At 64.7% G+C, this 13,953-nt stretch carries 12 protein-coding genes; 6 read left to right on the forward strand and 6 right to left on the reverse strand.

Annotated elements, in window-relative coordinates:
* The first annotated feature begins 193 nt into the window (after positions 1-193).
* The 3 genes from HBJ55_RS17775 to HBJ55_RS22305 all read left to right on the forward strand — a co-directional run bounded on the left by HBJ55_RS17775 (position 194) and on the right by HBJ55_RS22305 (position 3,092).
* Positions 194-1,618 (forward strand): ATP-binding protein, encoded by a 1,425-nt coding sequence (locus HBJ55_RS17775; RefSeq protein ID WP_167118100.1) that lies wholly within the window; start codon positions 194-196, stop codon positions 1,616-1,618.
* A gap of 12 nt (positions 1,619-1,630) precedes the next feature.
* Positions 1,631-2,350: a response regulator gene (locus tag HBJ55_RS17780; RefSeq protein WP_167118103.1), complete on the forward strand. Its 720-nt coding sequence runs from the start codon at positions 1,631-1,633 to the stop codon at positions 2,348-2,350.
* An 85-nt stretch (positions 2,351-2,435) separates the two neighbouring features.
* Positions 2,436-3,092 carry a hypothetical protein gene (locus tag HBJ55_RS22305; protein WP_206022742.1) on the forward strand — a complete coding sequence of 219 codons (657 nt, stop codon included), beginning with the start codon at positions 2,436-2,438 and terminating at the stop codon, positions 3,090-3,092.
* A gap of 78 nt (positions 3,093-3,170) precedes the next feature.
* Here HBJ55_RS22305 and HBJ55_RS17790 read toward each other — a convergent pair whose 3' ends face one another.
* The 3 genes from HBJ55_RS17790 to HBJ55_RS17800 all read right to left on the reverse strand — a co-directional run bounded on the left by HBJ55_RS17790 (position 3,171) and on the right by HBJ55_RS17800 (position 6,388).
* Positions 3,171-4,490, reverse strand: coding sequence for a TRAP transporter large permease (locus tag HBJ55_RS17790; protein ID WP_167118106.1), 1,320 nt, complete (start codon positions 4,488-4,490; stop codon positions 3,171-3,173).
* A complete protein-coding gene (locus HBJ55_RS17795; RefSeq protein WP_167118109.1) occupies positions 4,487-5,083 on the reverse strand; it encodes a TRAP transporter small permease subunit in 597 nt (198 codons plus the stop codon). Before HBJ55_RS17795 ends, HBJ55_RS17790 begins: the two co-directional genes overlap by 4 nt.
* Before the next feature lie 114 nt (positions 5,084-5,197).
* Positions 5,198-6,388, reverse strand: a complete 1,191-nt coding sequence (locus HBJ55_RS17800; RefSeq protein WP_167118112.1) for a TRAP transporter substrate-binding protein — start codon at positions 6,386-6,388, stop codon at positions 5,198-5,200.
* A 477-nt stretch (positions 6,389-6,865) separates the two neighbouring features.
* Between HBJ55_RS17800 and betT the strand changes: the two genes are divergently transcribed.
* The gene (gene betT / locus HBJ55_RS17805; protein WP_167118115.1) at positions 6,866-8,914 is read left to right on the forward strand and encodes a choline BCCT transporter BetT; all 2,049 of its coding nucleotides are present in this window, start codon (positions 6,866-6,868) and stop codon (positions 8,912-8,914) included.
* Between the two features lie 137 nt (positions 8,915-9,051).
* Positions 9,052-10,794, forward strand: a complete 1,743-nt coding sequence (gene dauA, locus HBJ55_RS17810) for a C4-dicarboxylic acid transporter DauA (protein WP_167118120.1) — start codon at positions 9,052-9,054, stop codon at positions 10,792-10,794.
* Positions 10,795-10,802: 8 nt separating this feature from the next.
* On the opposite strand, the gene HBJ55_RS17815 is transcribed toward dauA, so the two are convergent.
* Together HBJ55_RS17815 and HBJ55_RS17820 are read right to left on the reverse strand one after the other, a co-directional pair.
* Positions 10,803-11,222: a secondary thiamine-phosphate synthase enzyme YjbQ gene (locus HBJ55_RS17815; RefSeq protein ID WP_167118123.1), complete on the reverse strand. Its 420-nt coding sequence runs from the start codon at positions 11,220-11,222 to the stop codon at positions 10,803-10,805.
* 95 nt (positions 11,223-11,317) lie between these two features.
* Positions 11,318-12,091, reverse strand: coding sequence for an SDR family NAD(P)-dependent oxidoreductase (locus HBJ55_RS17820; RefSeq protein ID WP_167118126.1), 774 nt, complete (start codon positions 12,089-12,091; stop codon positions 11,318-11,320).
* 180 nt (positions 12,092-12,271) lie between these two features.
* Between HBJ55_RS17820 and gcvA the strand changes: the two genes are divergently transcribed.
* The gene (gene gcvA / locus HBJ55_RS17825; RefSeq protein ID WP_167118130.1) at positions 12,272-13,183 is read left to right on the forward strand and encodes a transcriptional regulator GcvA; all 912 of its coding nucleotides are present in this window, start codon (positions 12,272-12,274) and stop codon (positions 13,181-13,183) included.
* Between the two features lie 30 nt (positions 13,184-13,213).
* Here the strand turns inward: gcvA and HBJ55_RS17830 are convergent, their stop codons facing one another.
* Positions 13,214-13,825, reverse strand: coding sequence for a methyltransferase domain-containing protein (locus tag HBJ55_RS17830; protein ID WP_167118133.1), 612 nt, complete (start codon positions 13,823-13,825; stop codon positions 13,214-13,216).
* Between the last annotated feature and the right edge of the window lie 128 nt (positions 13,826-13,953).

Genomic DNA, 13,953 nt, shown 5'->3' on the forward strand with positions numbered 1-13,953 from the left:
ATCGCCTTGCGCGATGCTGGCCCATCAGTCACCGCGCCCACTTGACGATCCGTGGCCATCCCGCTGGGTTTCGGCCTGCTGTTTGCCACCCTGACCCTGCCGGTACTGGTACCCTGCCTCTGTCCGATGCTGGAAGGCCTGCGCAACGATGGGGACACCCGACCAACGCTCACCCTGCCCAGGAGCCGACTCGATGAGGTTACGCTTCCCCCGCCCGCCCTTCTCGCACCTGGGCGTCAAGTTGTTCGTCATCATACTGTCGGTCAATGTATTGATCGCCGGGCTGGTGTTCCTGGCGGTATCGCGCAGCCTCGATCGTGGCTTCCTCGAGTATCTCGAAACCACCCAGGCCAACCGCGCCGAGACGCTGGCCGAAGGCCTGGGACAGGAGTGGGCGCGCCGTGATGGCTGGCAGTGGCTGCGCGACTCGCCGCCGGCCTGGGAGCGCCTGGTGCGCCAGCAGCTGTGGCCCGGCGAACGTCCGCCCCACGGCATCGAGCGCCGCCTGGGCGATGCCCGAGACTTCGTATTACACGATGCCGAAGGCCTGCCGGTAATCGGCCTGCCCCCGGACGATCACGAAATGGCGGCCGAGCTGCATTGGCTGCCCATCGAGTACCAGGGGCAGCGGGTCGGCACCCTCGGTTATCGCCCACCGCAGCAGTTGATGGCGCGAATGGATCGCATCTTTCTGTCTCGCCAGCAGCGCAACCTGGGCATCATCGTCGCCGCCCTGGGCCTGGCCTCGCTGCTACTGGCCGGCGGTCTGGCCTGGTGGTTAGGGCGACGCACGCGCAGCATGGCACTCGCCACTCGCAGCCTGATCGAAGGCGACTACAGCGCCCGGCTGTCGGAGCGCGGCCGCGACGAGCTCTCGCGCCTGGCTCGCGATTTCAACATGCTGGCAGCCACCCTGGAAGCCAGCCGAGAGGCACGTAACCGCTGGGTCTCGGATATCGCCCACGAGCTGCGCACCCCGCTGGCAGTGCTGCGCGGCGAGATCGAGGCCATGCAGGACGGTATCCGTCAGCTCAACCAGGACAACTTGCGTTCGCTGTCGCAGGAGGTAGGCCAGCTCGAGCGGCTGGTGGCCGACCTGCGCCTGCTCTCCCAAAGCGACGCCGGAGCGCTCGAGGTCCTACTGGCGCCGCTCGACCTGGCGGCGAGCCTCACCTCGCGTCTCGAGGAAGCCCGTGGCTGGCTCGACGATTGCGGCATGGCCCTGTCCACCTCGATCAACGGGCCGGCCTGGATCCGTGGCGATGCCCCACGCCTGCGCCAGCTATGGACCAACCTGCTCGATAACAGCTGCGCCTACACCACCTCGCCGGGGCTGCTCGAGGTCCGCCTGGTCCAGGAGTCGAACCGGGTGCGGGTGGTCTGGCAAGACAGCCCGCCGGGGGTGCCCGAAACCGCACTTGGCCGTCTCACCGAGCGGCTCTACCGCGTCGAGGGCTCGCGCAGCCGCGCCAGCGGCGGCAGCGGCCTGGGTCTCTCCATCGCCAGTGCCTTGGTCAAGAGCCACGGCGGCACCATGCAAGCCTCCCCCTCGTCCCTGGGTGGGTTATGCTGGACCCTCGATTTTCCAGCTCTGGATGCCGAAGAACGGACCTCATGAGGAAAGGCGCCCATGCAAGATTCCGAAACCCCACGTGACACCCTGCTGATCGTCGAGGACGAACCCAAGATCGCGCGCCTGGTCGCCGACTACCTGGAGGGCAGCGGCTTCGCCACCCAGCATATCGACCACGGCGATCAGGTCCTGCCCTGGCTGCAGAAGCAGCATGTCGACGAGCAGTTGCCGGCGTTGGTGCTGCTAGACCTGATGCTGCCCGGCATCGACGGACTCACGCTGTGCCGTGAGATTCGCCAGCGTTGGCCCAGTGTGGCAATCATCATGCTCACCGCACGGGTCGAGGAAGTGGACCGCCTGCTGGGCTTGGAGCTCGGTGCCGACGACTACATCTGCAAACCGTTCAGCCCACGAGAGGTCGTGGCCCGGGTCAAGGCGGTGTTGCGGCGCAGCCAGGCGCTGCGCGACCCCAACTCGGTCAACGGCAGCCAGCTCGCACTCGACGACGAGGGCTGGCGGGCGCTGGCCGACGGCCTGGACCTGGGACTCACCGCGGTGGAATACCAGCTTCTCAAGGTGATGATGCAGGCGCCCGGGCGCATCTTTACCCGCGACCAGTTGATGGATCGCATGTATCGCGACCACCGCATCGTCTCCGAGCGTACCGTCGATAGCCACGTCAAGAAGCTGAGGCGCAAGATTGCCGACGTCTGGCCCGAGCGCGAGATCATCCGTTCGGTTTACGGCGTCGGTTACAAGTACCAGCCCGAGGAGTGACCTTGCTTCTTTCACGATTGCTGCAAGTTGGTTGCACAAGGGCGTACGACACTGCGAGCATCAACCCAAGCCAAGGAGTGCCCCCATGCGTTTCGACGTCAACCGCAACCTGCTGATTCCCGCCCTGCTCGCCGTGGCCATCGCGCCCATGTCACTGGCGGCCATCGCCTTCCCGGCCCAAAGCGACGGCGGCTGGCACGAACAGCGCCACGAGCGCTTCGAGGAGCGCCGCCAGGCCATGTTCGAGCGCGCCGGACTCGACGAGGAGACCCGCAGCGCCCTGGAAGAAGCCCACGACGAGCATTATCAGGCCATGCGCGAATTGCACGAGCGGCACCGCGAACGCATGGACGAGATCCTCGACGAAGAACAGCGCGAAGCCCTGCGTGAGGCCAAGCGCGAAATGCGCCAGGAGAGGCAGGGAGAACGCCGCGATGAGCGTCTCCAGGACATGCAGGAGCGCTTGACCACCCTGGTCGACAGCTGGGAACTCTCCGATGCGGAACGTGAACGGCTCACCGAGCTGCGCGAATCTCTGTACGCCGACATGCAGGAACTTCGCGGCCAGCAGTTCGATTCCCGCGAGGAGCGCCGCGAAGCGTGGCAGTCGCTGCGCGACGAGCACCGGGATGCCCTCGGCGAGGTGCTGACCGATGAGCAGATCGCCGCCCTCGAGGCCTTCATGCAGCCCCGTCACGCCAAGGGGCATGGCGGGCATCGCGGAGCGCATCATCGCGGTTGATTCTGCACACTTAGCTACGGCATCGGGCCCGGCATTGCGCCGGGCCCGATGCGTTTCGTGGCCACCTTGCCTCGTGCCTCAGTTGTAGAGCACTCCCGGCAGCCAGAACACGATACCCGGCACCATATAGAGAATGAACATGGCCACGAATACCATCAACAGGAACGGGGCGATACCGATGAAGATGTCGCCCAGCTCTATTCCCTTGGGCGCGATGCCCTTGAGGTAGAAGGCCGACATCGCCATGGGCGGCGTGAGGAACGAGGTCTGGATGTTGAGCGCCACCAGCACGCCGAAGAACAGCGGGTCGATGCCGAACATGTGCAACAGCGGCAAGAAGATCGGCACGAAGATGATGATGATTTCGGTCCACTCCAGCGGCCAGCCCAGCAGGAAGATCATCAACTGCGCCAGCAGCAGGAACTGCAGCGGCGTCAGCGACAATCCGCTGATCCAGTGCTCGATCAGAGTGTGACCGTCAAGCAACGAAAACACCGAGGAGAAGATCCACGAACCGACGAACAACCAGCACACCATGGCACTGGTGCGCGCGGTAAGGAAAACCGCCTCCTTCAGCCGCTGCCAGGTCATCTGCCGGTACGCCGCCGCCAGTACCATGGCGCCCAGCGCGCCGATGCCCGCCGCCTCGTGGGGCGTGGCCAGGCCGAAGAGAATGGCGCCGAGCACCGCCATGATCAGCACGAACAGCGGCACGAACGAGGTCAGCAGCCCCCAATAGACTTCGCCCAGCGGCACGTCGAGCTTCTCATCCGACAGCTTGGGCGCGAGCTTGGGATTGATCATCGCTCGCCCCATCACGTAGAGAATGTAAAGCCCCGCCAGCAGCAGGCCCGGAAGCAGCGCCGCCGCATACAGTCGCACCACCGAGACGCCCGCCATCGCGCCGTAGAGGATCAGCATGATGCTCGGCGGAATCAGGATGCCGAGACAGCCCCCGGCACAGATCACCCCGCTCGACAGGCGTTTGTCGTAGCCGGCATTGAGCATCGCCGGCAGCGCCAGCAGCCCCATCAGCGTCACCACCGCACCGACGATACCGGTGGCGGTGGCGAACAGCGCGCAGGTGATCAGGCTGGCCACTGCCAGCGAAGCCGGCATGCCACGCGCGGCGAGCTGCAGGCTGCCGAACAGACGGTCGAGAATGTTGGCTCTTTCGACCATGTAGCCCATGAACAGGAACAGCGGCACGGCGATCAGTACGTCGTTGGACATGACGCCGTAGGCCCGCTGTACCAGCAGCGGGAAGATGATGTCGCCGATGGCGAAGTAGCCGAAGCCGATCCCCATGGCGATCAGCGTGAAGGCGATGGGGAAGCCGAGCATGATCAGGATGACCAGCATGCCCAGCATCAGGATTCCGATTTCCGGCTCGCTCATGGCTGCTTGTCTCCTGGCTCTTGCTGGGCGGCCTTGATTTCGGCCTCCTTGTTGACGGGGATCTCGATCTCCTCGACGTCTTCCAGCCGTCGCGGCCACTTGCCATGCCTGAGGCACAGAAAGCAGCGTGCCACCTCGGCCAGCCCCTGGATCGCCAGAAAGGAAGCGCAGGCGGGTATCACGAACTTGTAGGGCCAGATGGGAGGACCACCGGGGGTAAAGGAGCTGTGCTCGTTCTGGCGGAAAGAGACGGCGAAGAAATCCCAGCCGCTCCACACCAGCGCCAGGATGCCTGGATAGAAGAACAGTAGGTAGAGCGCCAGTTCGATTCCCGCCTGCCAGCGTGGCGAGAAGTAGCGCGACACTACGTCGGCCCTCACGTGGGCGTTGTGGGCCAACGCATAGGCCCCGCTCATCATGAACAGCGTGCCGTAGAGCATGTAGCTGGTGTCGTAGGCCCAGGTGGTCGGCGACCCCAGGGCATAGCGCATGAAGACTTCATAGCTCACCACGAAGGTCAGGATAAGGATCGCCCAGGCGAAGGCCTTGCCCACCCACGTGCTGAGATGGTCGATGAAGAACACGAAACGCATGATCACCTCTCACCTTCCTGCGCCACCCACCGGGGCGGCGCAGGACGGACACGAAACCCGGCGGCTTCCTGCACCGGGGACAGCTGGCTGACCGGGCCCGGCAGGCCCGGCGGCTCACAGGATGGTGGAGGTGTCGGTCGGCTCCTTGCCGAAGAAGTGGCGATATGCCGGCACCTTGGGCGCCGTGCCCTCGAGATGCCAGCCGACCACGCGTTCACAGTACTCGCGCTGATGGTCGATGACCTTCTTGAAGAAGGGATCCTGGGATTCGTTCTCGATCACCGTGTTCCACGCATCGAGCTGGGCCTGGAGCACCGAATCGGGCGTGATGTAGGTCTGCACCCCTTGCTGCTCGCGCATGGCCTGCAGGTCGCGCGGATAGCGTTCCATGGCCTTCCAGTACATTTCCGACGAGGCGGCCTTGGCGGCGTACTGCAGGATTGCCTGGAACTCCTCCGGTAGGCTGTCGTGCTTGTCCTTGTTGTAGATGATCTCGAAGGATTCGCAGTCCTGATGATAGCTGCGCAGCATCCAAGTCTTGCTGACGTCGGGAAAGCCGAGCAGGCGGTCCGAGGAGGGGTTGTTGAACTCGGCGCCGTCGAGCAGGCCACGGTCCATGGCCGGCACGATGTCGCCGCCGCCCATGATGGTCACCGCGGCGCCGAATTCGCGCATCAGGTCGGCCGCCAGGCCCACGGTGCGATACTTGAGCCCTTGCAGATCCTCGGCGCCACTGATGGGCTCCTTGAACCAGCCCAGCGCCTGGGTCGGCATGGGACCGGTGAGATAACCGACCAGCGGCAGTTCGAGCATCTCGAGCAGCTCCGCATACAGCTCCATCCCACCACCGGTCCAGTACCAGGCGAGGAACTGGTTGGCGTCCCAGCCGAAGGGTGGCGGCGTGCCGAACAGCGAGTAGGCCTTGTGCTTGCCGTACCAGTAGGCGCAGACCCCGTGCCCACCGTCGAGCGCCCCGGAGATTACCGCATCCTGCAGTTGCAGCGCACCCACCACGGCGCCGGCAGGCAGCAGGTTCAGGCGCAGCCGCCCGCCCGACATCTCGTTGACGATGCGTACGTAGTCGGCGGCGAACTCGTGAAAGATGTCCTGGTTGGGCCAGGTGCTCTGGAAGCGCAGCGTGGTGGTCTGAGCCACGGCAATGCTGGGAAAGCCCACCGCCGCCGCCGCACCCGCCCCCACCGCAGCGGCCGAACCGGTGAGAAAGCGGCGGCGCGAGGTATCGGTGGACTTGCTGTCGCTGGCGACCTGCCCTTCGGCCTTGGCCGTATTCTTGTCTTGGACCATCGGATTCTCCAGAAAATATTGTCGTTGTACTTCTGGCTGCCCGGACCGGCACAGGCCGATCTCGCAGTCATCCCGAAGCCTCCCTGCCAGTGCTGCCTCAGCGTGCTCCCCTTCCCATAGGTGCAGTCGGTTATATCAGGTATAGCTGGGGTAACCGCAGGCGCAAGCACCGCTTCCTATGTTCAATTAACGTTCTTGCCAAATCTGTTAACGCAGGGTTGAAGGGCAGGGGCAAAGGGCGTATTTTATTTGAACGTTCATTCAATAAAACAAGGAACGGCTTCCCGCCGGAGTCGTCAGCCCTGACTCTCCCGTTGGCACATGCGGCTTCGAGCCCCATGGCAGTACATGGCTGCGTCAGGTCTGAAACATTGGGTAATCTTCAGGCGTGCTTTCGATTGTGAGGAACAATCCTCAGCGCGTCTCGGCAAGGAATAGGCGGGAAGGGTCACTCACCTCTGAAAGGAGTTCGCCTGCATGGCGCGTAACCTACCCCTTACCGAGCGACGCGATCGGCTCAACCCCGTGGTGTTCCACGGCTCGGTGGCTGGCATTCTGGTGTTTCTCGTCCTCACCATGACCTTCACCGAAGAGGCCGGCGCCTTCTTCGACGCCGGCCTGGCCTGGGTCAGCGCAACCTTCGGCTGGTACTACATGCTCGCCGTGGTCGCCTACCTCGTCTTCGTGGTCGCCATCGGCCTGTCACGCTACGGCAGCATCCGTCTCGGTCCTGACCATTCGCGGCCGGAGTTCTCGACACTGTCCTGGGCGGCAATGCTGTTCGCCGCCGGCATCGGCATCGACCTGCTGTTCTTCAGCGTCGCCGAGCCGGTGGCCCACTACCTGGCACCGCCGGACCTGGCGCCCGAAAGCCAGGAGGCGATGCGCGCCGCCGTGGTCCAGACCTTCCTGCACTGGGGGCTTTCCGGTTGGGGGCTCTACGTGCTGATGGGCATGGCACTGGCCTACTTCAGCTACCGTCATCGCCTGCCGCTGGCCATCCGCAGCGCGCTCTACCCGCTGCTCGGAAAGCGCATCCACGGCCCTATCGGCAATGCCGTAGACATCACTGCAGTAATCTCCACCGTGTTCGGCATCGCCACCAGCCTCGGTATCGGCGTGATGCAGCTCAACTACGGCCTGGCCTACATGTTCGACGTGCCCGAGAGCCTCTCGGTGCAGGTCATCCTGATCGTGCTGGTGGTCGTGCTCGCCACCATTTCGGTAATCAGTGGCGTGGAGAAGGGCATTCGCCGGCTGTCGGAGTTCAACATGCTGCTGGCGCTGGCCTTGCTGCTGTTCGTGCTGTTCCAGGGCCACACCCTGCAACTGCTCGACATGGCGGTGAACAATGCTGGCGATTACTTTTCCAGCTTCGTCGCCAAGAGCTTCGATACCTACGCCTTCGCCGGCGAAGAGGCCAACGAGTGGAAGATGTGGTGGACAATCTTCTTCTGGGGCTGGTGGATCGCCTGGACGCCGTTCGTCGGCCTGTTCCTGGCCCGCATCTCGCGCGGCCGCACCATACGCCAGTTCGTCGCCGGGGCGCTGGGCATACCGCTGGCCTTCATGATGGTGTGGATGTCGGTATTCGGTAACAGCGGTATCGAACTGGTGGCCAACCAGGGCGTCGCCGAACTCGGTGAGCAGGCGCTGAACACGCCGCAGACCACCATGTACACGCTGCTCGAATACTATCCTTGGGCCGGCGTCACCGCGGCCGTCGTCACCGTGCTGGGCATCGTGTTCTTCATCACCTCGGCAGACTCCGGTGCGCTGGTACTGGCGAACTTCACCTCGATCCTGTCGGACGTTAACCATGACGCGCCGATCAAGCTGCGCATCTTCTGGTCGGCAATGATCGGACTGGTAACCGTCGCGCTGCTGATGGCGGGTGGCCTGGCGGCGCTGCAGAGCGCAGTGGTGATCACCGCCCTGCCCTTCTCGCTGGTGATATTCGCCATCATGCTGGGCATGTACAAGGCGCTCAAGCTGGAGGGAAGCAAGGCCGAGGCGCGCCGTCGCATCGCCGGCACCGCACCGGGCGGCGACTGGCGCGAGCGCCTCGACCGTGCCCTGGACATCTCCAACCGTGCAGGTGCCGCGGCGACCATCGAGCATTCCATTCGCCCGGCGCTGACCCAGTTCGCCCAGGAACTGGAGAGCCGTGGCCAGGAGGCCAACGTGACCGAGGAGCAGATGGAAGGCGAATCCCTCCCCAGCCTGACCCTGCAGGTCGACCTGGAGAATGCGGCGAGCTTCGTCTATCAAGTGTGCCCGCACCGCATGCGCACACCGAGCTTCCTGCCGGCGGACGACGACTACTACGTGCGGCTCGATGTCTACCTGGCCGAAGGCGGCCAAGAGAAGGACCTCAACGGCTTCACCCGCGGCCAGGTGATCGCCGACGTGCTCTCGGAGTACGAGCGCCACCTGCACTTTCTGGCCCTGGCCGACCAGGGCGGCAACGTACAGGCCATGCCGGGCGCAGTGGGCGAACCACCGGCGGATGCCAGCCCGGCCTGATCGACTCTCTTGCTCCACTCACGGCGGCACCCTTCGGGGGCCGCCGTTTTTCTTGCTCATCGACCTTGGCCGGCTTGTGGCAACGCAACATGCAGGAGTAACGTTCTCACTACCTTGCACCTCGTTCGGGTATCGCCATGTCCCGCCCACGTCACCGTTCCCGCTACCGGCCGCCCCTGCCCGGCAGCGCCCTGCTGGCCGCCTGGCGTCAGGGCTATGGCCTGGCCGAGCTCAAGCGCGACCTGCTCGCCGGCCTGACCCTCGGCATCGTCGCGGTGCCGCTCTCCATGGCGCTGGCCATCGCCACCGGTGTGCCGCCTCAGCACGGGCTGTATACCGCCATCGTGGCCGGAGTCGTCATCGCGCTGACCGGCGGCTCGCGTTTCAATATCTCAGGTCCCACCGCTGCCTTCGTGGTGATCCTGTTCCCCATCGTCGCCAGCCATGGCCTCGGCGGGCTCTTGATTGCCACGCTGATGGCAGGGCTGATTCTGGTGGCGCTGGGGCTGGCGCGGCTGGGCAACCTGATCCAGTTCGTGCCCTACCCGGTAGTGCTCGGCTTCACGGCGGGCATCGCCGTGGTGATCGCCCTGCTGCAGTTGCCCGACTTTCTCGGCCTCGAGGGCGTCGCGCTCGGCGACAGCACGCTGCACAACCTGGCGGAGATCGTGCGTGCCGCGCCCACGCTGGCCCCGGCCGAGCTGGGTATCGGACTGCTCACGCTGGCCGCACTGATCCTGTGGCCGCGCTTGAAGCTACCGGTGCCGGCGCCGCTGGTCGGCCTGACGGTGGGCACGCTGGCGGCACTCGCTGTCGCCCCACTGGGTGTGGAGATCGAGACCATCGCCTCGCGCTTCAGTTGGGTATACCAGGGCCAGACCGGCAGCGGCATTCCGCCCTTCGCTCCCGAGCCATTGTTGCCCTGGCGCCTGCCCGGAGCCGACGGTACAACGCTCAAGGTGGATTTCGCCTTGATCCGCGAGCTGCTCGGCCCGGCACTGGCCATCGCCATGCTGGCGGCCATCGAGTCGCTGCTCTGTGCGGTGGTGGCCGATGGACTGACCCGCACCCGCCACGACCCCAACGCCGAGTTGATCGGCCAGGGTCTAGGCAATATCGCAGCGCCCTTCTTCGGTGGCATCACCGCTACTGCGGCACTGGCGCGTACCGCCACGAATATACGCAGCGGGGCGTTTTCACCACTAGCCGCCGTGGCCCATGCGCTGGTGGTGCTGCTGGCCGTAGTGGCGCTTTCCGGCCTGCTCGCCCTGGTGCCGATGGCGGCACTGGCGGCGCTGCTGTTCGTCATCGCCTGGAACATGAGCGAGGCGCGCCACTTCGTCCATATCCTGAAGAGCGCGCCGGGCAGCGACGTGGCGATACTGGTGATCTGCTTCCTGCTCACGGTGGTGTTCGACATGGTGCTGGCGGTGGCGGTGGGCATCGGCCTGGCGGCGGCACTGTTCATCCGCCGCATGGCCGACCTGACCCACGCCCGTCGCCTCGAACCCGGTAGCGATGACAGCCTCGACCTGCCCCGCCAAGTGGCGCTCTACGACGTCAACGGGCCGCTGTTCTTCGGCGCCGCCGAGAAGGCCGTGTCGTCGCTGCGGGTGGTGGACCCCGAGGTGCGCGTGGTGATGCTCGACATGCGCGACGTGCCGAGCCTGGATGCCACGGCGATCGTCGCCCTGCAGTCGCTGGTCGAGGAACTACGCTCGCGCCAGGTAGGGCTGATCTTCATCGGCATACCGGCTCGCATGGTGCTCAAGCTCAAGCGCGCCGGCGTCAGGCGTCAGGCGTGCCAGTTGGCCGTCGTTCGTAAGCCGGCCCGAGCCAGGCAGTTGGCCGAGCGCTGGCTGGCCGTGCCGGCCGCCTGAACTGCGGTCTATTCTCCCTGCAGCGTGGCGATCAGCCGCCGCGCCCCGCCCTGATCGCGGTGTTCGCCTAGCCAGATGCCCTGCCAGGTACCCAGTGCCAGCTTGCCGTCGCGCACCGCCAGGGTGAGCTGGGTGCCGAGCAGGCTGGCACAGACGTGGGCCGGCATGTCGTCGGGCCCTTCCAGTGTGTGACGGAAATAGGGCAGGTCGCCCGGGATGCGCTCGCGCAGGAAGGCGTCGAGGTCGTGGCGCACGTCCGGGTCGGCGTTCTCGTTGAGGGTCAGCGAGGCCGAGGTGTGCAGCAGCTGCAGGTGCAGCAGCCCCACCCTCACCTCACGCAACTCCGCCAGCGCCGAGGTCACCTCACCGGTGATCAGGTGAAAACCGCGCGAGCGCGGTGCCAGTCGAAGCTCCTGTTGTTGCCACATGCGCGACCTCTCGCAACGGGTTGGTATCCTCCTTCATGCTAACGCGCTGAAATGCCATGGCAAGTGCATCGCCTGCCCTGCGGTACGACTTGCTTTCAGTTTCGGCCGGCCATGACGCCGCCGTCCACATCCCAGATCGCGCCGGTGACCCAGCTCGCCTTGTCGGACAGCAGAAAGGAGACCACCTCGGCAACGTCCTGAGGGGTGCCGATACGACCGATCGGGTGGAAGTCATTGAAGCCTTGCAGGGCGCTGTGTACCTCGTCCCTGGGGATGAATCCCTCGTAGATCGGCGTCTCCACTACCGCCGGCGACACCGCATTGACACGGATCTGCTGCGAAGCCAACTCCATCGCCAGATGCTGGGTCAGCGAATGCAGGCCGGCCTTGGCCATGGAGTAAGCCGATGACGGTGTCGCCGCAATCGACTGCTTGGCCCACATGGAACCGATGTTGACGATCGCGCCGGAACGCTGCCTGGCGATCAGGTTGGCGGCGACCCTCTGGGTGATGAAGAAGAACGCCTTGTTTAGCTGCATGTACTGGTCGTAGTCCGCCGCCTCATGCTCCAGGAACGGCTTGGGGAGAAAGAGGCCGGCGGCATTGACCAGCAGGTCGATGTCGGGATAGCGCTCGTCGAGAGTCGCGAGCAGTGTCTCCAGTCCCTCGTCGCTAGCCAGATCCACCGTCAGCGCCTCGACATGGCCCAGGACGGACAGCGCTTCGCGCGCCGCTTCGGCCTTGTCGGGGCGCTGGCCCAGAATGACCGCGCTGCCGCCCTCGGCGAGGACCCTCCGGGCCGTCTCCAGCCCCATCCCGCTGGTACCGCCGACGACCAGCAGCTTCTTGCCCTGAAATTGATGACTCATTGGTGAAACCTCTCATTACTAGAAGAAAATCTATTGGCATGGGTTGCGCCGGGAAAACCCGCCGCAGGCCGCGGAGCCGACCACCACGAAGCTGCAGTCTGCAAAGGGAATTCTTCGCCGATTTCCTTTCGCCGACAAACCAGATAATGTGTCCAGACTTAAAAGAAAAACTTTACTGATATGAAAACACCCGTACATCTCAATGCCCTGCGCGCCTTCGAGGCCAGCGCCCGCCATCAGAGCTTTTCCGCAGCGGCCGCCGAACTGAACGTCACTCCTGCCGCGGTCGGTCAGCTTGTGCGCACCCTGGAGGAGTGGCTGGGCACGTCGTTATTCCACCGTGCGAGCAGTGGAAAGGTTCGGCTCATCCCTACCGAGGCAACCGAACGCGCCCTGCCCGACATTCGGGCGGGTTTCGACCGGCTGACACAGGGGCTCGAGCGGCTCAAGGAGGGGGCAGCCAGCAATGTGCTCACCATGACGGTCAGCCCGGCCTTCGCCGCCAAGTGGTTGCTGCCTCGAATCGACCGTTTTCAGATCGCCTGCCCCGATATGGACGTTCGCCTGGATACTCAGCACAAACCGGTGGATTTTGCCGCACAGCGTGTCGATGCAGGCATACGCTACGGACACGGCCACTGGCCGGGTTTGGTGGCAGAGAAGCTGTTGGAAGAAGAGGTCTATCCGGTTTGTTCGCCGGGCTTGCTACGCGAGCATGGCCGTCTGCTCCAACCCACCGACCTGGTACGCGAGATTCTGATCCACGATCTATCGATGGACGGTCATACGGGCTTTCCTTCCTGGAATGCCTGGTTGCAGAAGGCGGGCGTGACAGCTGTCGGAACCGGGCGCGGCATGCAGATCAACAACTCTGCGGCCGTCTTGCAGGCAGCGATCGATGGGCACGGCGTGGCGCTGGCACGCAGCGTCATGGCACGTGACGACCTGGCGGCGGGTCGACTGGTGCGGCTATTCCCGCAGATTGCGTACGCTTCGCCTCTGGCCTATTACCTGGTCTATCGACCGGAGTGCGTCAATCTGCCAAGGCTCCGGGCCTTCCGCGAGTGGTTGTTTGCAGAAGTAGTGAACTGATACGGAAGTGTCATCGTTCTCCCCAAGGGTTCACTCCTTGCGTTCGAACAGGGCCAGGTGCGTCGGCTGACCGAGATCGGTGTGCCACTCGCCGAGGCCCGAGAGCGAGGCACGGTAGCCGTTGCGAGAGGCGACTCCCCGAGCCCAGTCGCAAAAGCGGTCCCGCGTCCATTCGAAGCGGTGGTCGGGGTCGCGAAACTCGCCGGGAGCGAGCCCGAAGAGTGAATTGTAGTCGTGATTGGGAGTCGTCAGCACGAGCAGGCCGGGGCGCAGCGCCCCGAAGACGGCCCGCTCCACCCGGGAGAGGTTGCCTGGAGGTACGTGCTCGATGGTCTCTATCATCGCGGCGGCATCGAAGCCGACCAGCGCAGCGTGGGGTTCGACGTAGGAGCCACAGATCAGGGTGAGCCGCTGACGGCACGCTGCAGGCAGCCGCTCCAGGCGCATCTTGGCCTGCGCCAGCAATTCTCCCGACAGCTCCAGTCCCGCCACCTGCTCGAACTGAGGTTCGCGCAGCAGGTACTGCAGCAGCCCCCCGGAGCCACAGCCGAGATCGAGCACCCGGCGCGCACCGCTCCCTTTCAGCAGGGACGTGACTCGCAGCCATCGCTGTTGGTGGAGGTCGTCATCTTCCAGCTCCATATCACCACTCTCCCGTTACGAGAGAGATGATGATGAAGCAAAGCGGTGTCGTCTTGTAGTCGAGGTAGCGCTTCAGGAGGTGTGGCCACCGTCAGGTAAAGCCCTGCATGGGCACAAGGGAGCCGCGC

Origin of the sequence: Billgrantia bachuensis (assembly GCF_011742165.1) — a bacterium.
Lineage (GTDB): Bacteria > Pseudomonadota > Gammaproteobacteria > Pseudomonadales > Halomonadaceae > Halomonas > Halomonas bachuensis.

Bases quoted from the DNA above. Each gene is read 5' to 3' on its own strand.
- HBJ55_RS17820 (WP_167118126.1), bottom strand. From the start codon at position 12,091: ATGAGTCATCAATTTCAGGGCAAGAAGCTGCTGGTCGTCGGCGGTACC.
- HBJ55_RS17790 (WP_167118106.1), bottom strand. From the start codon at position 4,490: ATGAGCGAGCCGGAAATCGGAATCCTGATGCTGGGCATGCTGGTCATC.
- HBJ55_RS17830 (WP_167118133.1), bottom strand. From the start codon at position 13,825: ATGGAGCTGGAAGATGACGACCTCCACCAACAGCGATGGCTGCGAGTC.
- HBJ55_RS17795 (WP_167118109.1), bottom strand. From the start codon at position 5,083: ATGCGTTTCGTGTTCTTCATCGACCATCTCAGCACGTGGGTGGGCAAG.
- betT (WP_167118115.1), top strand. From the start codon at position 6,866: ATGGCGCGTAACCTACCCCTTACCGAGCGACGCGATCGGCTCAACCCC.
- HBJ55_RS17780 (WP_167118103.1), top strand. From the start codon at position 1,631: ATGCAAGATTCCGAAACCCCACGTGACACCCTGCTGATCGTCGAGGAC.
- HBJ55_RS22305 (WP_206022742.1), top strand. From the start codon at position 2,436: ATGCGTTTCGACGTCAACCGCAACCTGCTGATTCCCGCCCTGCTCGCC.
- HBJ55_RS17775 (WP_167118100.1), top strand. From the start codon at position 194: ATGAGGTTACGCTTCCCCCGCCCGCCCTTCTCGCACCTGGGCGTCAAG.
- HBJ55_RS17815 (WP_167118123.1), bottom strand. From the start codon at position 11,222: ATGTGGCAACAACAGGAGCTTCGACTGGCACCGCGCTCGCGCGGTTTT.
- dauA (WP_167118120.1), top strand. From the start codon at position 9,052: ATGTCCCGCCCACGTCACCGTTCCCGCTACCGGCCGCCCCTGCCCGGC.
- HBJ55_RS17800 (WP_167118112.1), bottom strand. From the start codon at position 6,388: ATGGTCCAAGACAAGAATACGGCCAAGGCCGAAGGGCAGGTCGCCAGC.
- gcvA (WP_167118130.1), top strand. From the start codon at position 12,272: ATGAAAACACCCGTACATCTCAATGCCCTGCGCGCCTTCGAGGCCAGC.